The 16,710-nt window shown below is 38.0% G+C and carries 19 protein-coding genes; 10 read left to right on the top strand and 9 right to left on the bottom strand.

Annotated elements, in window-relative coordinates:
- The first annotated feature begins 2 nt into the window (after positions 1-2).
- Genes HII17_RS06445 through HII17_RS06435 form a run of 3 tightly spaced genes read left to right on the top strand, consistent with a single transcriptional unit; the run spans position 3 to position 4,138 of the window.
- On the top strand, positions 3-881 hold the full coding sequence (locus HII17_RS06445) for an HlyC/CorC family transporter (RefSeq protein WP_169074528.1): 879 nt from the start codon (positions 3-5) through the stop codon (positions 879-881).
- 5 nt (positions 882-886) lie between these two features.
- The gene (gene lnt, locus HII17_RS06440; protein WP_169074527.1) at positions 887-2,437 is read left to right on the top strand and encodes an apolipoprotein N-acyltransferase; all 1,551 of its coding nucleotides are present in this window, start codon (positions 887-889) and stop codon (positions 2,435-2,437) included.
- A 57-nt stretch (positions 2,438-2,494) separates the two neighbouring features.
- Complete coding sequence (locus HII17_RS06435) at positions 2,495-4,138, top strand: amidohydrolase (protein WP_169074526.1); 1,644 nt, start codon at positions 2,495-2,497, stop codon at positions 4,136-4,138.
- A gap of 51 nt (positions 4,139-4,189) precedes the next feature.
- Here HII17_RS06435 and HII17_RS06430 read toward each other — a convergent pair whose 3' ends face one another.
- Both HII17_RS06430 and HII17_RS06425 read right to left on the bottom strand, forming a co-directional pair.
- Entirely contained in the window at positions 4,190-5,152 is a 963-nt protein-coding gene (locus tag HII17_RS06430) for a sensor domain-containing diguanylate cyclase (protein WP_169074525.1), read from the bottom strand.
- 2 nt (positions 5,153-5,154) lie between these two features.
- Entirely contained in the window at positions 5,155-6,249 is a 1,095-nt protein-coding gene (locus HII17_RS06425; protein WP_169074524.1) for a response regulator, read from the bottom strand.
- Positions 6,250-6,429: 180 nt separating this feature from the next.
- Between HII17_RS06425 and tpx the strand changes: the two genes are divergently transcribed.
- Together tpx and HII17_RS06415 are read left to right on the top strand one after the other, a co-directional pair.
- Positions 6,430-7,092, top strand: a complete 663-nt coding sequence (gene tpx, locus HII17_RS06420) for a thiol peroxidase (protein ID WP_169074523.1) — start codon at positions 6,430-6,432, stop codon at positions 7,090-7,092.
- A 299-nt stretch (positions 7,093-7,391) separates the two neighbouring features.
- Complete coding sequence (locus HII17_RS06415; protein WP_169074522.1) at positions 7,392-7,847, top strand: Hsp20 family protein; 456 nt, start codon at positions 7,392-7,394, stop codon at positions 7,845-7,847.
- Positions 7,848-7,904: 57 nt separating this feature from the next.
- On the opposite strand, the gene HII17_RS06410 is transcribed toward HII17_RS06415, so the two are convergent.
- A complete protein-coding gene (locus tag HII17_RS06410) occupies positions 7,905-8,519 on the bottom strand; it encodes a LysE/ArgO family amino acid transporter (RefSeq protein WP_169074521.1) in 615 nt (204 codons plus the stop codon).
- A gap of 120 nt (positions 8,520-8,639) precedes the next feature.
- Between HII17_RS06410 and HII17_RS06405 the strand changes: the two genes are divergently transcribed.
- Positions 8,640-9,539, top strand: coding sequence for a LysR family transcriptional regulator ArgP (locus tag HII17_RS06405; RefSeq protein ID WP_211185277.1), 900 nt, complete (start codon positions 8,640-8,642; stop codon positions 9,537-9,539).
- A 1-nt stretch (position 9,540) separates the two neighbouring features.
- On the opposite strand, the gene HII17_RS06400 is transcribed toward HII17_RS06405, so the two are convergent.
- The 5 genes from HII17_RS06400 to HII17_RS06380 all read right to left on the bottom strand — a co-directional run bounded on the left by HII17_RS06400 (position 9,541) and on the right by HII17_RS06380 (position 11,837).
- On the bottom strand, positions 9,541-9,747 hold the full coding sequence (locus tag HII17_RS06400; RefSeq protein ID WP_169074520.1) for a hypothetical protein: 207 nt from the start codon (positions 9,745-9,747) through the stop codon (positions 9,541-9,543).
- A 125-nt stretch (positions 9,748-9,872) separates the two neighbouring features.
- A complete protein-coding gene (locus tag HII17_RS06395; protein WP_169074519.1) occupies positions 9,873-10,514 on the bottom strand; it encodes a LiaF domain-containing protein in 642 nt (213 codons plus the stop codon).
- Positions 10,515-10,650: 136 nt separating this feature from the next.
- On the bottom strand, positions 10,651-11,337 hold the full coding sequence (locus HII17_RS06390) for a DUF2817 domain-containing protein (RefSeq protein ID WP_211185276.1): 687 nt from the start codon (positions 11,335-11,337) through the stop codon (positions 10,651-10,653).
- Between the two features lie 6 nt (positions 11,338-11,343).
- On the bottom strand, positions 11,344-11,604 hold the full coding sequence (locus HII17_RS06385; protein WP_169074518.1) for a DUF5062 family protein: 261 nt from the start codon (positions 11,602-11,604) through the stop codon (positions 11,344-11,346).
- 26 nt (positions 11,605-11,630) lie between these two features.
- Positions 11,631-11,837: a DUF3565 domain-containing protein gene (locus HII17_RS06380; RefSeq protein ID WP_169074517.1), complete on the bottom strand. Its 207-nt coding sequence runs from the start codon at positions 11,835-11,837 to the stop codon at positions 11,631-11,633.
- A 70-nt stretch (positions 11,838-11,907) separates the two neighbouring features.
- On the opposite strand from HII17_RS06380, the gene HII17_RS06375 reads away from it, so the two are divergent.
- The 3 genes from HII17_RS06375 to HII17_RS06365 all read left to right on the top strand — a co-directional run bounded on the left by HII17_RS06375 (position 11,908) and on the right by HII17_RS06365 (position 14,404).
- Positions 11,908-12,192, top strand: a complete 285-nt coding sequence (locus HII17_RS06375; RefSeq protein WP_169074516.1) for a MazG nucleotide pyrophosphohydrolase domain-containing protein — start codon at positions 11,908-11,910, stop codon at positions 12,190-12,192.
- An 80-nt stretch (positions 12,193-12,272) separates the two neighbouring features.
- Positions 12,273-13,058: an MBL fold metallo-hydrolase gene (locus tag HII17_RS06370; RefSeq protein WP_169074515.1), complete on the top strand. Its 786-nt coding sequence runs from the start codon at positions 12,273-12,275 to the stop codon at positions 13,056-13,058.
- A 29-nt stretch (positions 13,059-13,087) separates the two neighbouring features.
- On the top strand, positions 13,088-14,404 hold the full coding sequence (locus HII17_RS06365) for a DUF2252 family protein (protein WP_169074514.1): 1,317 nt from the start codon (positions 13,088-13,090) through the stop codon (positions 14,402-14,404).
- 38 nt (positions 14,405-14,442) lie between these two features.
- On the opposite strand, the gene HII17_RS06360 is transcribed toward HII17_RS06365, so the two are convergent.
- On the bottom strand, positions 14,443-15,600 hold the full coding sequence (locus tag HII17_RS06360) for an HDOD domain-containing protein (RefSeq protein WP_169074513.1): 1,158 nt from the start codon (positions 15,598-15,600) through the stop codon (positions 14,443-14,445).
- 238 nt (positions 15,601-15,838) lie between these two features.
- On the opposite strand from HII17_RS06360, the gene HII17_RS06355 reads away from it, so the two are divergent.
- Positions 15,839-16,663, top strand: a complete 825-nt coding sequence (locus HII17_RS06355) for a DUF2306 domain-containing protein (protein ID WP_169074512.1) — start codon at positions 15,839-15,841, stop codon at positions 16,661-16,663.
- Positions 16,664-16,710: the final 47 nt, after the last annotated feature.

Here is a 16,710-nt window from a genome sequence, read left to right as displayed (position 1 = left end):
CTATGAGCGAAGACAATCCTCACTCTAGCAACGGCTCTCAAAGTAAATCGTTTATCGACAAAATTGTTCAAGCATTTACTGGAGAGCCGAAAAATAAACATGAACTAGTCAATGTAATTAACGATGCAGAAGATCGCGAGTTAATTAAACCTGAAACTAAACAGATGATTGAAGGTGTACTGGAAGTTTCAGAAATGCGAGTACGCGATATCATGATACCGCGTTCGCAAATAGTCACACTAGACATCAACCAACCACTTGAAGATTTTCTTCCCACTATATTAGAATCTGCTCACTCACGATTTCCTGTCGTAAATGACGAAATTGATAATGTAGAAGGCATCCTCCTCGCGAAAGATCTTTTAGCATACGCATTTAAAAATGGTGAAGAGAGTTTTACGCTTTCAGATTTAATACGCCCTGCGATGATTATCCCAGAAAGCAAAAAAGTTGAACCTTTGCTTAAAGAGTTTCGCTCTAAACGTTATCACATGGCGGTAGTAGTTGATGAATATGGCGGGGTATCAGGCGTAGTAACGATTGAAGATATCCTAGAACTTATTGTTGGCGAAATTGAAGATGAAACTGACGATGAAATCGAAGAAGAGATTAAGCATCTTGCCGGCAATGTTTATCAAGTAAAGGCATTGACCGATTTAGAAGACTTCGACGAATACTTTAATTGTGAATTCGACGAAGCAGATGCCGATACTATTGGTGGTATAGTATTACACCAATTTGGCCATATGCCGCGAAAAGGGGAAGAAGTCGCAATTGGTGATTGGGAATTTAAAGTGGTGTCGGCTGACAGTAGACGCTTACAAATGCTACAAATCACAGTACCTAAAGATCACGAAGTAAATGGAAAAATTGCTGACTAACTCGCATGCTTCGCAAAATACTTCAGGGGCTTAAAAACGCCATTCTTAATAAACAAAATTTATTTAGCCTCTTAGCTGGCCTTGCTATGGTGTTTGCTTACGCCCCATTTTCATTCTGGTGGCTTGCGATTATTGCGTTAGCAACTTGGTGTATTCAAATTAATGGACATAGCACGAAACAAGCCACTCAAAGCAGTTATTTCTTTGGTCTAGGTTTGTTTGGTGCTGGTATTAGCTGGGTCCATGTAAGTATTGATCAGTTTGGTGGAATGCCATTATTTGCTTCGTTATTTTTAATGGCATTACTTTGCGCTTACTTAGCAATATTCCCTGCCTTATCAGCTTTTATTGCAATAAAGTTATCATCTGATAATCGATTGAACATTTGGCTACTGCCCAGTACTTGGATTGCCACAGAATGGTTACGAGGCTGGTTTTTAACTGGATTCCCATGGTTATCAATAGGGTATAGTCAAATAGATTCTCCGTTTGCGTATCTTGCCCCTATTATTGGCGAAGTAGGCATTACCTTTATTTTAATGGTAATTGCAGTAAGTATTTGTTTAGTGTACTCACGTCAACAATTGAAAGCTGCACTATCTGTTATCGCTAGTTCACTATTGATTGTTTTCATTAGCAGTCACTTTATCTTTACCCTAGAAACGGGCGAAACCAAAAAAGTCGCACTAGTCCAGGGCAATATTGCGCAAGAATTAAAGTGGCAACCCGATAATGAGTGGCCAACAATGCTTAAATACTTAGATTTGACCCGTCAAAATTACGGGGCTGATTTATTCATTTGGCCTGAATCTGCTGTTCCGGCGGTAGAACCGCTGGCCGGTGAATTCTTGGAGCTGGCCAATAGTGCAGCTGCTTTAAATAATTCTGCAATTGTCACAGGTATTCTCAACTATAACTTTGAAACAAAAGAATACTTCAATGGTTTAATTGTCTTAGGTAAAAAACAATTGGAAGATACTGAGGGCAGTTATTATTACCCTAGCAGTAATCGTTTTTACAAACACCATTTATTACCTATTGGCGAGTTTGTGCCTTTTCAAGAATGGTTAAGACCAATAGCCCCTCTGTTTAACTTGCCAAAATCCTCTTTTTCCCGGGGCAATTATGTTCAGCCAAATATAATGGCAAACGGTATTCAGTTAGCGCCCTTAATTTGTTTTGAAATAGCCTTCCCTGAGCAACTACACGCCAATTTTCATGACAGCACTGATATATTGCTTACCGTAAGTAATGATGCTTGGTTTGGCACATCTCATGGCCCACATCAGCATATGGAAATTGCAAGAATGCGTGCGCTAGAATTTGGTCGCCCGCTACTACGCTCTACTAACACAGGTATTACAGCTGCTGTCGATCATAACGGAAAGTTTATTGAAAAAATTCCACAATTTGAACAGGGAGTTTTAACAACCAATGTTCCACTTGTGGAAGGTCGAACCCCTTTTAGTCTTTATCAACGTTACCCTACTTTTATCGCTGCGATAATGCTCATACTTCTTATTATTGTGAGAAAAAGAACTCAAGTAAAACTTTGATAGGATTAGCTTTTCAGCATAATATAGGAGTAACGAATATAATAATAAGAGTCTTTCATGATAAAACTTTCTACACTTGTTATTGCCTTAGCAACAAGTTGTTCAATTCAGGCTGCAACCACCCTAATCCACAACGTTAAAGGTTATACCATTAATAATGGAGAACTTACGCGATTCTCTGCCATTCAGTTCACAGATGATAAAATTGATGAAATATTTTCAAAAAGACCTGAATCAATAGCTAACAATGTTAATTTAGTGAATGCTAACGGCAATACACTTTTACCAGGTTTGGTTGATGCACATGGCCATGTTCTCAACTATGGTCTAAGCCTTATGCGAGTTGACTTAGTTGGCGCTAGTAGCGAAAAAGAAGCTGTTGAGCGTGTTAAAGCTTACCGCAAAGAAAACCCGAATCAACGTTGGATACAAGGTAGAGGCTGGAACCAGGTACAGTGGCCTAGCAATAGTTTCCCTACAGCAAAATCATTGGATAAGTACTTTCCAGATACCCCTATTTTTCTTAGCCGCGTTGACGGCCATGCTGGCTGGGCCAATAGTAAAGCTATGTCAATTGCAGGCATCACTACACAAACAAAGTCACCTGTCGGTGGTGAAATAATCAAGGATAGTAATGGTAACCCTTCCGGTGTATTTATCGATAATGCCATGGACCTCATTTTTGATAAAATTCCGGCGCTGTCTAAAAATGAACAAAAAACAGTGTTGGTCAAGGCTATGCATGCACTAGCGAGTGTTGGCTTAACGAGTGTCCATGATGCAGGTGTTACCAAAAAGCACATTGATATTTACAAAGAATTGGCGAATGAAAGCAATATGCCTATTCGCGTAAATGCCATGTTGTACTTGCCAAGTAAGGACTGGGAAAAAGGATTAGCTCAAGGCATTTATCAGAGCAAAGATAATAGCTTTCAATTTAATAGCGTAAAAATTCAAGCTGATGGTGCATTAGGCAGCCGTGGTGCTGCGCTACACGAAGACTACTCAGATAAACCTGGAACAAAAGGTTTGCTGCTTCATAAAGATAAAGACCTAGCTCATTATATCGAAAGCGCGATGGCTAAAGGATTTCAAGTTAACACTCACGCAATTGGCGACCACGCCAACTCCTTAACGTTTGATCATTACGCAGCACTTATTAACAAAACCCAATCAAGCACCATGAGACACCGTATAGAGCACGCGCAAGTTTTACGATTAGAAGACATACCAAAATTTGCTCAGATGAACGTAATTGCTTCAATTCAAGCAACCCATGCGACAAGCGATAAAAATATGGCTGAAGATAGAATTGGCGCCGAGCGACTCAAAGGGGCTTATGCATGGCGAAGCCTACTTAATGCCGGCGCACGTATTGCAAATGGTTCTGATTTCCCTGTAGAGCCAACTAACCCATTCTTTGGCTTACATGCGTCTATCACTCGACAAGACAGAGAAAATCAGCCAATTGGCGGCTGGATTGAGTCAGAAAAACTAACGACAGCAGAAGCACTAAAGAGCTTTACTATAGATGCGGCATTCGCAGGTCATCAAGAAAAATTACTTGGCAGTTTAGAGCCTGGTAAGAAAGCTGACTTTATTTTGATCGAACAAGACTTATTTAACCAATCACCAAGTACTATTTGGCAAAATACGGTAGTTGAAACTTGGGTTGATGGCCAGCGAGTGTATAAAAAGTAACTGACAATAAAAAAGCGCCACCAGTCGCTTTTTTATACAACTTAAAAACCTTTATTGTTTCGGGTATAAAGTGATTTTATTTCGCCCGCCCTCTTTAGATTGATAAAGCGCAGCATCAGCACACTCAATCCAAGCTTCATACGTCTGTATTGCCGGAACAATTTGAGCAACACCTACACTAATCGTGTACTGCAAATCTATGTCATTGTATTTAACTATAGATTTTTCCACCGTTGCTCTAAGTCGCTCAGCAAATACGTAAGCATTTTCCAATGTCGTATCGGCTAATAAAATAGCAAATTCTTCACCACCATAACGACCTGAAACATCGGTTTCTCGAACATGCTCTCGAATTAGCCCTGAAATATGGCGAATAACTTCATCACCTACCATATGACCATAACTATCATTGACCTTCTTAAAATGGTCAATATCAAGCATAACTAAGCAGCTAGGGTTTTGGCTGCGAACCCATCGTTTATACTCAGCTTGTAAGCAACGTTCCCAATGAGTGCGATTAAATAACTTGGTCAAACCATCAGTTTGGCTTAATAACGCTAGCTCTTCATTAGCTGTTTCCAAATCCTGCTTATGGACTGCGTTATCAGTAACGTCATAAATAATTAAGCATAAATGGCTTACTTCACCATTAGCAGCCATTAACGGAATAAATGTCGTATTTTGATACATATAATCCGCGGTACCAGTAATTGGACGATAGTTTTGAAATTTGAATAAGAATGGACGTTGCTCCCATATGGTGAACGCTTTGTTCTTCAACAAAAATACAGACTCAGCTTTACGTGTAAACCAATCTTCTGGTATTTCATCAAATAAAGAGAAAAGGTTTTTATCCTTAACTTCTCGAGGCAGTAGACCGCTATGGTTTTCCATAAAACCATTCCATATTTGAATATTATAATCGCGATCTAGTACGACTAAGCCAACATCGATGTTATGTAACATCTCCATTAGCCAGTGTAATTCGTTAATTTGTGCAGCTTCTAACGACATAATTAATCCAGTAAATAGCTAATTTTATTGTTTAACGTGCGCATAGACTCTTCAGTAAACAATAACAACAGATCACACTTAATCGCATAATTTTCGATGTTGTAACTAATTTCTATAGCTAAAGTTTGACGCCACTTGGAGGAGTTAGTGGCAATAAGGTCTTTAATTTTCCTATGCTGCCCTAAAACTACGGGGTGCCCTTGACTAAAGGTCATATCTAGCTGCTCGGATACCCCGCTTAAACAGGCACCAATTAAGGTGTTTGCCATGTCCATTAATAATTCTAGCTCTGCGCTTTCATCAATCTCTTGATCATAATTCATCAAAGCTGCAATATCTTTAAAGCTTGAATCATTTAATATTAGTAATGCTTCGCCACTAATCCCTGCTCCTATAAAGCCCTGACATACACCTGAAGTTGTGTCATTAGCGGCAACAGAACTCAGTGCCATACTAAGTTCACTAACTTCTATTAAATTAACGTTAGGTATAGGAAGCAAAACAAAAACATCAAGCAACCGAGCAAGCAGGTCACCTGCTCTCCCCATAGCAACATTAGCTATTTCTTGGTAGCAATCTCTCATGTCAGGTTCAAGCACCATAGGTTCAGCAGTTTTGTCTTTTACGACTTCAGCCTTTGGTGCTATTTGTTCGACTTTAGGTAATGAAACTTTTTCGGATACATCTGGTATTACTTCCTCAGAAGAAGCAACATTGACCAAGTCATCCTTAGTAAAAATACCATAGCTAAGTAATATTTCCGTTAGGTTCTCTTTATTAACTGGCTTTTTAATAAAGTCTAACGCTCCTAAGCTTGTCACCCGCTGATGAGCTTCCGGCTGAATATCACCAGAGATAACCACGGTTAGTGTGGGTAAGTCTTGTTTAACTATATTTTCTAATACTTCATAGCCGTCCATTACAGGCATATTTAAATCAAGTAAAAGTACATCACCCTTACCTGCTTTAATTGCCTCGATAGCTTCCTGACCATTAGTCGCAAAGCTAATTTCAACATCCCAGTCATCAGGCAAAGATCTGGCGACTTGCTTTCGCGCCATATTAGAGTCATCACATATGAGTAATCGAGTTGACATTATTTGTGAACTACCTCTGACCTAAATTCTACAATTGGATTATAGCTGAAGAATCAGCCAATTATTCAAGTTTATCTAAATTAATCAATAAAATAACACGAACATTAGCTTACTATTAGCATTTTCTATGCGACAACGTTAAGCTTATTAAATTAATGACCTTCTTTAATTACACTATATATGAAAATTTCAACTTTACTATTAGCTAGCGCGTTAAATTTAGGTTTAGCTTACAACAGCTTTGCCATTTCACTTGAACAAGGCTCCCTCACAGAAACTGACAACTTGGTTAAGGCAGGTAACAAGTATGTCACCTTACTTGGAAACCAAGTAGCTGAGGGTGAAACTGCACCAAATTTTAAAGTAGTTAATGATACGTTTTCTCCCGTTCAATTAATCGACTTTAAGCATAAAACTGTATTAATTTCAGTTGTACCTAGTTTAGATACTGGTGTCTGCTCATTACAAACGAAACGCTTTAATGAAGAGGTAGAAAATTTACCCAAAAATGTCGTGATGCTCACCATCAGTAACGATTTGCCGTTTGCACAAAAACGCTTCTGCAAAGTAGAGGATATAGACAAAATCAAAGTATTATCAGACGCCGTTTGGCGCGATTTTGGTGCAAAATACGGCTTGTTAATTAAAGATATGGGTCTACTTACACGAGCAATCTTTATTATTGATGAGCAAGGAAAGGTGGCATACAAGGAGCTAGTACCAGACATTTCACAGCATCCAAACTATGAAAATGCATTAGCAACCATTAAAGCATTAAATACCAGTGAAATTAGTGAGAAACCACCTTTAGAAGAAAGTAAACAAGTAGAGAATAACAGTTAACCACTAGCTGTTTCACCTTGAAAAGGAGCTTTCAGCTCCTTTTTTTAACTTTATTTTTCATGACCTTACAAAAAAATTAAAAATTATTTAATTTTATTCCTTGAAATTTTTCAAGTCCACCTCATATCTAATTACGTAGTCGCCATAAAGGGTCTACATAACATTAACCGCCTGTTCTAAATGAAAGGCACGCTTAATAAAATGAAACTTAAAATACGGTTCGCGTTTATCGGTGCCATACAATAAGTTTTATTAACGTTAAGCATTACATATTGCTAATAAGCTATAGGATATGAATTATGCGTACATCTACAGATTTCAGCCCACTTTATCGTTCTTTTATCGGTTTTGACCACCTTGCAGGTCTTATGGATAAAGCGGCTCGCACAGAAAAACAATCATCTTACCCACCATACAACGTCGAGTTAATTGCAGACGATAAGTACCGTATAACTATGGCGGTAGCAGGCTTTGCAGAAACAGAGCTTGATATTGAATCAAAGCAGAACAATTTGATCATCACCGGCACTAAAACTACAGACGCTGAGAAAGGTGAAAGAAAATTCTTACATCAAGGTATTGCGGAACGTAACTTTGAACGTAAATTTCAATTAGGCGACCATGTTAAAGTTATTGGTGCCTTTATGGAAAATGGATTACTACATGTTGATTTAGAAAGAGAGATACCAGAAGCCTTAAAACCAAGAAAAATTGCTATTAACGGTAAAAGCTTATTAGAAGGAAAACCTGAATAAGCTCTACTCATACATGTTTTCCCTGTTTTTTTGCCCAGCTTTACGCTGGGCTTTTTTTTATCCTAAAGAAATAACTAATGATATTGCAATAAGCCACATGATCAGTGCCACCATGAGGTTTATACCACGTTGGACTTTATCTTGGCTTAACCAAGGTGACATTCTAGCTGCAGCTAATGATAACGCATAAAACCAGCTTAATGACGCCAACATAGTACCGAATAAAAATAACCACTTTTCTTGTTCTTGAAATTGCCCGCTAATGCTACCAATGATCACTACCGTATCTAGATATACGTGAGGATTAAGTAACGTAACGGCAAGGGTCGTAAAAATAACCACCTTTCGTGTACTCAATTGACGTTTCTCTGTAACACTACCTAATTGGGCTTGCCAAAAGTCTCTGAAAAACATTCCACCATAAATAGTTAAAAAAACCACACCTGCCCAAGTAATTAGTTGGTATAAGAATTCATTGCTTGCCACCAAAGCCCCACCACCAAAAACCCCTAACGACATAAGAGCGAAATCACAAAGAATACAGATTGTCGCAGCGATTAAGTGATGATTTTTATTAATTGCTCGACTTAAAATATAGGAGTTTTGCGCACCGATTGGAATAATCATACCTGCACCTATAATAAAACCTTTCGCTATTGTCAGTATCATCATCGCCTCCAATTACATTGTCTGAATATTTACTAACGCATAAATTAAACGTCGAACATTGATAAGTAAAATTAATAATTTTAATATTACATAAGTTAAACTTATTAAATGACAGTGAAAATAATGAGATACCCGATAGACTACAAATTGCTAACGGCGTTAGAGGCGGTAATGAGTGAGCAAAGTTTTGAACGTGCGGCAAGCAAACTTGCTATAACCCAGTCAGCAATTTCACAACGAATCAAACAATTAGAGTTATTAGTTGCTCAACCGGTCATCATTCGCACCACGCCACTAACACTAACTGATGTCGGTCAAAAATTACTTAAACACTTTAAAGAGGTGAGCCTTTTACAACACCAATTAGTTAATGATATTTTTCCAGAACAAGCTCAGCAAAAGATTAAAATTGCTATTGCATTAAATGCCGACACATTAGCGAGTTGGTTTATACCAGCGATATCTCCATTACTTAAGAAAACCAATATTGAATTAGATTTACATGTCGCCAACGAGCAAGATACACAGTCACTACTTTCAAAAGGAAAAGTATTTGGTGCCGTAAGTAGCCAGGAAAAGTCGGTATCAGGCTGTAAAAGCCAATACCTTGGAGAGTTGGATTATATCTTATGTGCGAGCCCAGAGTTTCAGCAGAAATATTTTAGTAACGGACTCACCAAAGATGCGTTAAGAGTTGCACCCTCTGTAGACTTTGATGCAAATGACAACATGCACAGCCTTTATATCTGGCAAAAGTACAACTTAGCCGCAGGCGAATACCCCTGTCACCGAGTGAGATCCTCAGAAGCTTTTGTCAACCTAGCAATCGCTGGTAATGCATATACCCTACTTCCGATGACACAAGCCAAGGAGCATTTACTCTCAGGTACTTTGGTCAATATTTCGCCTGAAAATTCTTTGGTACAAAAGCTTTACTGGCATAGCTGGATTTTAGAGCAAGGCGTTTACAAGCGAATTTCTATGCAAGTCGTACAATACGCACAAAGCTTGCTAGCCTCTTAGGCTATTTTATCAGGAAGGCTTCGTTAACTTTCACTTTATCTCGACCGGTCACTTTCATTTCCGTGGTCGATTCATTAATATCTAATGTGTGATATTGAAATGCAAAAGCCATCGCCTGCAGTGGGCATGAATGCTTACCATTGATGCTTACTTTTTTATCATTATGAAGTTTAATTTGGCGGATCGCCTTAGCAGTAGAATATTCCATTTCGTTAAGTCCTTAAGATTAAGCTCATTTTGAGCTTCATGCTTAATACTAGACAAAATATTGGATCTTGCTAATTATGCCTTTGTTAAGTTGTAACAAAATATATGATGTTTAATCAGCAAACGCTAATTAAACATCTTCTTCAAATTATCAGCAAAAGCAACAAATCGCTCTTTTAACGATTGTTTAATTTTTATATCTATCCCGCTGAAGATAGCAAAACCTTCGATCACTAATGTTGGCGAATTTTGATCAGCTAAACATGGCGCTTTGTTCTCTACGCCGCCAAAAATACAAAATACTTTCGAAACGACATTAATATTTTCAGGTACATAAATATCGTCACCGCTAAATAAACTAAATACTTTAATCGTAGTAGTTTTATGCCCAAACAATGCTTCAGAAAAATCGATTTCGGCACCTGAAAAAATACTGAAGACTCTAATTTCTTTAGCAACTTTCCATACACCTTTACGTTCACTGCCACTAAATATATGTACTAACGTATCTCTGTCTTCGCTGTCCGCACCTTCACTGGTATAGAACATGCTTTTTTTCTTAGACTCAACATAAGCTTTATCGACGACTAAATCTAAATCTTCGGCTTGCTTGGCTATTTCTATATTGTCTTGGCTTTCCATAGCAATATCTAAACGGCGCTCAAACGCTTCGTATGACAAATGTCCATGGCTGTAATTCATAATAAGCTTATCTACAACTTCATCTCTTACAGCTTGAGTTGGTCTATCTTCTATTGTTACAGGCATTACAATTCCTTGTTTTTAATATAATCATAGAGTTCAGCAATAACCACGCCAAAAAATAAAGAGCCTAATAATCAAAAACTTAAAGCGAAACCCTTTAATTAACTTGGTATTTTTGCTCGTAAATTAGTCATATCCACTAAGTTTTACTGCTAACTATTTCAATTAAGCCTTGTTTAAATCTAGGAAAAATAGTCGCTAGCTTTTGGCCTTCCAGCTCTTCAATACAAATCACTTGAATATCGAGATCATTGGCACCATATTCACCTAAACTACCTTGCGTTGGGTAGCCAATATCAGGCTGTAGTTCATAACCTGAGCATTGCGCTAATAGTTTAGCCGCCCATTTACCTTTTTCATTTGAGTAAACAATAGAAGGCTGCCAACTATGAAAATGAACAATTAAGCTTGGGCTTGTTTTATTAATCAGTTCAACAAGTGCTGCAACTTCAGGTTCCGAAGCTGGAGAGTCGCCTGGGTAATACCTTGATTCTTCACAATCGGTAATCCAGCATTTTGATGGAAAATTTCTATTTAAATCAACACCACGCCCATTAGTTCGTTCATTTAATTGGTAGCCGTCCGGATTTATACAAGTGACTAATATCCATGGCTTAAATTTATCACTATCATGATTTTTCAGCCAATTAAGCCATTGTTCAGCAAGTAATACACCTTCTGGTTCGTCACCATGCATCCCTCCAATAAAGATTATAGGTTTTTTTTCTGCTAACTTTTCAGGATCTTCACTTGCATACAGCTCGATACTTTTTCCAAGTACTGACTGACACCAAGCAGGCTCATTCCAAATGGGTGTATTTATCATTACAGACTATTGAAGTAACGGGTGATTGGCTGGAAGTTGATTCATGATCCACTTAACCAAACGCTTCTTTATATTGAGTAAGTTCTCTTCGTGTTCTGGCAGCGGAATAACTAACTTGTCATTGACCAATAGTCGATAAATACATTCAATTTTGGCATCATGTGAATCTGTTGATTTAAATGTCTTATAGCCACGTTTTGTTGCATATCCTTCACCAATAGTAAGTGCTTTTTTTAATAATTCTTTTTCATTCTTAATTTTTTTCATTATGTTGTGCTCAAATTTTTTATCTTTTAAAACCAGTCTCGAACGGCGCCCTGTTCACACTTAACGCAATTTAATTCGAAACCTAACATCTTTTCTCGACCACTTTCGGTGACAACCCAATCTCTCTTCGTCCAAGGAGGGTTATGACGTACGTGCTGATTGTGACCACAGACTAGCTTTGCTACCCAGTGTTGTTCATCATCTTGTTGATAGCCAACTATTTTTTGTTTCAAGGTGATACTCTGTATCAACAATTAAATAACTGATAGTGTTTACATTATCAGTTAACGACGGGATTACAACATGCAATTAAATGACATAGCACAGCAACACTTCGAATGGGTGGAAGAGATGGGTTGGCATAACAAAACACCATTGGAAGCGTTAGCGCTAGTCGCATCTGAAGTTGGCGAAGCCATAAATGAATGTCGTGGAGAAAAGCCTACAGAACACTTTGGTGAAGAACTTGCTGATATCGTATTGCGTGTAATCGACTTAGCGCATTGGCAAGGTATCGATATTGAACAAGTGCTGCTGGCAAAGATAGACAAAAATAAACAAAGAGGTAATAGAGGTCGTCTAAAATAGCAAAGAAGTCCGACCAGACATTGAAGTCTTATTTTAATTAGGTTAATAATGACTAAAGAAGTTTTTATTTATAAATAGCAATGTCCGCAGAACATATTAAACAACTTAGTCCAGATACCCAATTAATTGAGTTATCTGGTTATATTCAATCGATTTACTTAGTTAGGCAAGGTGAGCGATTATTGCTACTCGACGGTTGCTGTCGAGCTGATGTAAAACTAATTTCTCACTATATCCAAGCTGACCTTAAGTTACCGTTATCTGCATTAAAATTAGTTGTTGTTACACATATGCACCCTGACCATGCGGGAGCTGCACACAAATTAAGAAAGCTGACCGGTTGTAAAGTTGCTTCAGCAAATGTTACAGGCCATTGGTATAGTGGCATTGATGGAAAGTTAATGCACTTAACAGATATTGCTTTAGCGAATTGGGTTGGACAACGCAAAGGAAAAAAGAAAACCAACCTTTGGTATAACCCAAAGCTTTCACCTGATATCAAATTAAATGACGGTGAGCTATTACCTAACTTTGAGGATTGGCAAGTGCTCTTTACTCAAGGACATACGGACAGAGATATATCACTGCTTCACACCCCTTCTCACAAAGTATATGTTGCTGATTTAATGGTTACCGTAAGAGGTCGCTACATTCCACCGTTTCCTTTGTTTTATCCAAATAGATATCAAGAATCTTTATCTAGAATAAAAGAGCTAGCTCCTAATTCAGTTATTCTCGCTCACGGCGGTGAAGTGCACCCTGACGAAAGCGATTACCAACATATATTTGATTTGGCACCTAAGATACCGCTTACACATTGGCGCTCGGTTAAAATAAAGTTGAAGAAGGTAATATTTGGTCGCTAAACTTTAGTGCTCATAGACGGGGAGTTTACATGGATAGAGCAAATTTTATCGTTCAGTGTTTATCAAACGTAGACCAAGTGAATATCAATGAAGGAATCGCCAAACATAAAAAAATGGCAACAAGTCCTTTTATCTTTTTTCGTGGTTCTGCACCGTTGTTTTACGCGGATATCAAGGCTGGCAACTTAGTTATACCTGACGCGTTAAACTGCATTCCCAACACAACCATTATCGGAGATTGCCATACGTCTAATTTTGGATTTTTAACGGAGGAAGGCTCACATGGTGATAAAGTAATATTTAGCCCAAATGATTTCGACGATGCCTGCATAGCACCTGCTGCCTGGGATCTCGCTCGATTTATCACTAGCTTATTCTTAGCGATTGAGCACTGTAAATTAGTAAAGGCCAATCAGATTGAAAGTAAAAAGGACTATAGTAATAAGCAATTAGCAACTAAGCCCCACGCCCAAGAAGCAGCTTCCGCCTTTTTAAATGACTATATTGCCACTTGCCAAGCTTGTATCGATGACGAATCTTACCGATATAAGGCGTTATCTACTTTCCAAACTGAACATATTTTGCATAAGCCGTTGATGAAAGCTTCGCAACGCAGTGCCTTCGGAAAAGATTTTTTGACGAAAAGTGCTTTAGCTAAAGCAATAAAAATCACAGGCAACCGAATAACATTTATTGACAACGCAGAAAAATTTGTAGCGCTCAGCAAAGATGAATATGAAGGGATAAACGCAACATTTAGACCTTATGTCGATGATCATATTCACGATATCGTGTTGAGAATAAATGCAGGTACGGGTTCGGTGAATATGTCGAGATACTACTTGTTAGTTGGGCCTAAACAAAATCCCTCCAACCAATTAAACCTTTGCCATGTCGTTGAAGTAAAACAACAACGAAAAGCTGCACCACTTTATTACTTTGAAGAACTTTCACCAGTAAACCAACTTAATGCCGCCCATTTAACGGCAAATTGTCAGCGTAGAATGCAACGGAGTCCCGACTTAGTATTAGATGAGGTAGAGTGGAAAGCTAGTCATTGGTTGATTCGTTCAAGACACCATGCAAAATTAGGGATAAACCCCGAACAAATCGGCTTAGGCAAGAAAGCTGTAGCGCTAGGTGGTTTAATCGACTACGCAAAAACTTGTGGAGTCGCTCTAGCGTTAGCACATTGTCGAGGTGATAGGCGCTCTACTTTATTTGAACAAACTACGGTTGATTGCTTACCAGAACAAAAAAACATACTTATTGAGCACTGTAAATCGTACGCACAGCAAGTAATAGAAGATACTAACTTTCTCAATAATTTATTAGTTAATAACTAATTTTTGGCCAAATAAATTAATAGCTTGTTCAAAATATCTTAACTAGTTACAGCTCTTGCAATAAGCTCTCTAGCTTTGACCGTGAAATTGTTCGCCTGTAATTCTTTTGCTATTTCAGACAGTCTATCAGCGCTAACATTTTTAGCTAAATGATAAAACTCTAGGTTATTAGACTTTTTAAAATCAAGCGCTTCAAAAGAAATACCTTCTGCATGTCCTTGAAAAACTACTAAGTCACTTAAGCGACAAACGATGTAACACAGCATTAAATCTTTAACCTGCTCTTCTTCAAGTTTTGCTGATGCTAAGCTGTTTGTAAATGGACGGTATTGATAACGCATATCCTCAGCCATAGTTGTTGGTAATTTCCAAACTTTTGCTAGCATATAACCTACTACTGCTGCGTTAGTTTTAGCGATATTTTGAGTATTACCTAAACGCTTGAAGAAACTATTTTTTGCTAAATAGTTTTCGGCTAATTCCGGCTTAGCAGACAATAATACCAGATCACCTAAATACAATAGCAAACATAGTGTAGAAAGCTCAGACGCATTTTCTTTGCCTAGACTTTTACTAAGTAATAAAGCTAGTTGACTCGCCAAATAACTTGCTGACCAAATTTTTTGGTAAGCTTTAGCTTGTGCTGGATGACTAAATTCAACACTATTTTGCATGGCAAATTGCAACGCTATATTTTTAACCTGAGTCACACCCAGAAATATAATTGCATGATTAATATCTTTAATCGGCTGTTGTAATGAGAACTGTGAAGAATTAACGACCGTTAATATTTTCGCCGTAATATCTGGATCGGACTTAATAAGTTCCGACAATTCTTTTTGCTCAAAAATGCCACTGGTTAACTTCAACATTAACGGATGAGGTTTACTAAAATCAGCTAACATAGCTTCAATTTCTGCAGAATGGGCACTTGTTAGTGCCTTATATGACGAGAGTGAAAAATCTAAAAATTCTTTGGGTACGGGAAGTTCTTCCTGTTCTGCGCCAGTAGTAACCTCAGATGCAACTTGTCTTTGTTTACGTTGAGATTCAATTGCCTGTTTAGTCGCATAATTTACTTTATTTTTGCCTGCTGAAACTACTGTTGTTTCCCTAGTTTTGGATTTATTTAGTTTTCTAAAAATCACAAAACATACAATTAAAACAATCAATAATACGACTACATCCGATGACATCCTGCTTCCCTAAATACGTAAACAACTAACGTGTATACAATATCTAAGTTGACCTAGAAACTCTAGATCATTTTTTATCATAGTGACCAATTGCTCTGGTGCATTTCGCTAATATTTGGTGAACACGCCAGGGGACGTACATTAAAAAAATCATATACGCTATGTTTATCAACAACTTAAATAATGGCACAAGGGCTGCTATATCTCTCTCAATATTAACATATATAAGAAGATACCTATGGCTGAAGTCATTTTAAACTCACAGATTACAACAAAGCTTTCTGCCAAAGCCCTGCTTTCTGCATCTACCAAATTTTGGTTCGCTACTACTGTCGTTGGTCAGTGGATATTTGCTAGCTACGTATTAGTTTTTTATGGTGGTGCGACATTTAATGGCGATATCGCCCAATGGAATAAAGTAATGCCACACGGCTATGTAGAAGGCGACTTAATTGGCAATTTAGCCGTAGCAGTGCACCTGTTTCTTGCGCTTATTGTTCTAGTTGGCGGACCGCTTCAGCTAATTCCAACTATACGTAACAAAGTACCTAAGTTTCACCGAATCAATGGCCGCGTTTATATATTAACAGCATTTATCTTAGCTATTGGAGGTCTATTCATGGTTTGGACACGTGGTGTGGCGGGCGCTGATATTGGGAAGTATAGTATTAGTATTAATGCCTTGCTCATTCTGCTTTTTGCCTTTATGGCAGTAAAAAATGCTATTGCAAGAAATATAAAAGTTCACCTCAAGTGGGCAATTAGATTGTTTTTAGTTATGGGCGGCGTGTGGTTTTTCCGCGTTGGGTTAATGCTTTGGTTGATGATACATCAAGCACCAGTGGGATTTGATCCTAAAACATTTGAAGGTCCATTTTTAACTTTCTTAGGGTTTGCGCAGTTTATTGTACCACTGATATTTGCTGAGCTATATTTCAAGGCAGCAGAGTCAACGGCTAACGGCGCTAAATTTATGATGGCAACAACAATGTCGATACTTGCACTTATGACTATAGGCGGAATTGTTGCAGCGACCATGAGTATGTGGCTACCACGAATGTAGTCATGAACAATGCGGAAAAAAGACTAGAGCCAGTGATATTGCGCTAG

It is taken from the genome of Thalassotalea algicola (assembly GCF_012932965.1).
Lineage (GTDB): Bacteria > Pseudomonadota > Gammaproteobacteria > Enterobacterales > Alteromonadaceae > Thalassotalea_F > Thalassotalea_F algicola.
Note: the sequence above shows the minus strand (reverse complement) of the source record. Positions and strands in the feature narration are given on the sequence as shown.

Coding starts and splice junctions, on each gene's coding strand:
- HII17_RS06445 (WP_169074528.1), top strand. CDS start 3: ATGAGCGAAGACAATCCTCACTCTAGCAACGGCTCTCAAAGTAAATCG.
- lnt (WP_169074527.1), top strand. CDS start 887: ATGCTTCGCAAAATACTTCAGGGGCTTAAAAACGCCATTCTTAATAAA.
- HII17_RS06435 (WP_169074526.1), top strand. CDS start 2,495: ATGATAAAACTTTCTACACTTGTTATTGCCTTAGCAACAAGTTGTTCA.
- HII17_RS06430 (WP_169074525.1), bottom strand. CDS start 5,152: ATGTCGTTAGAAGCTGCACAAATTAACGAATTACACTGGCTAATGGAG.
- HII17_RS06425 (WP_169074524.1), bottom strand. CDS start 6,249: ATGTCAACTCGATTACTCATATGTGATGACTCTAATATGGCGCGAAAG.
- tpx (WP_169074523.1), top strand. CDS start 6,430: ATGAAAATTTCAACTTTACTATTAGCTAGCGCGTTAAATTTAGGTTTA.
- HII17_RS06415 (WP_169074522.1), top strand. CDS start 7,392: ATGCGTACATCTACAGATTTCAGCCCACTTTATCGTTCTTTTATCGGT.
- HII17_RS06410 (WP_169074521.1), bottom strand. CDS start 8,519: ATGATGATACTGACAATAGCGAAAGGTTTTATTATAGGTGCAGGTATG.
- HII17_RS06405 (WP_211185277.1), top strand. CDS start 8,640: ATGAGATACCCGATAGACTACAAATTGCTAACGGCGTTAGAGGCGGTA.
- HII17_RS06400 (WP_169074520.1), bottom strand. CDS start 9,747: ATGGAATATTCTACTGCTAAGGCGATCCGCCAAATTAAACTTCATAAT.
- HII17_RS06395 (WP_169074519.1), bottom strand. CDS start 10,514: ATGCCTGTAACAATAGAAGATAGACCAACTCAAGCTGTAAGAGATGAA.
- HII17_RS06390 (WP_211185276.1), bottom strand. CDS start 11,337: ATGATAAATACACCCATTTGGAATGAGCCTGCTTGGTGTCAGTCAGTA.
- HII17_RS06385 (WP_169074518.1), bottom strand. CDS start 11,604: ATGAAAAAAATTAAGAATGAAAAAGAATTATTAAAAAAAGCACTTACT.
- HII17_RS06375 (WP_169074516.1), top strand. CDS start 11,908: ATGCAATTAAATGACATAGCACAGCAACACTTCGAATGGGTGGAAGAG.
- HII17_RS06370 (WP_169074515.1), top strand. CDS start 12,273: ATGTCCGCAGAACATATTAAACAACTTAGTCCAGATACCCAATTAATT.
- HII17_RS06365 (WP_169074514.1), top strand. CDS start 13,088: ATGGATAGAGCAAATTTTATCGTTCAGTGTTTATCAAACGTAGACCAA.
- HII17_RS06360 (WP_169074513.1), bottom strand. CDS start 15,600: ATGTCATCGGATGTAGTCGTATTATTGATTGTTTTAATTGTATGTTTT.
- HII17_RS06355 (WP_169074512.1), top strand. CDS start 15,839: ATGGCTGAAGTCATTTTAAACTCACAGATTACAACAAAGCTTTCTGCC.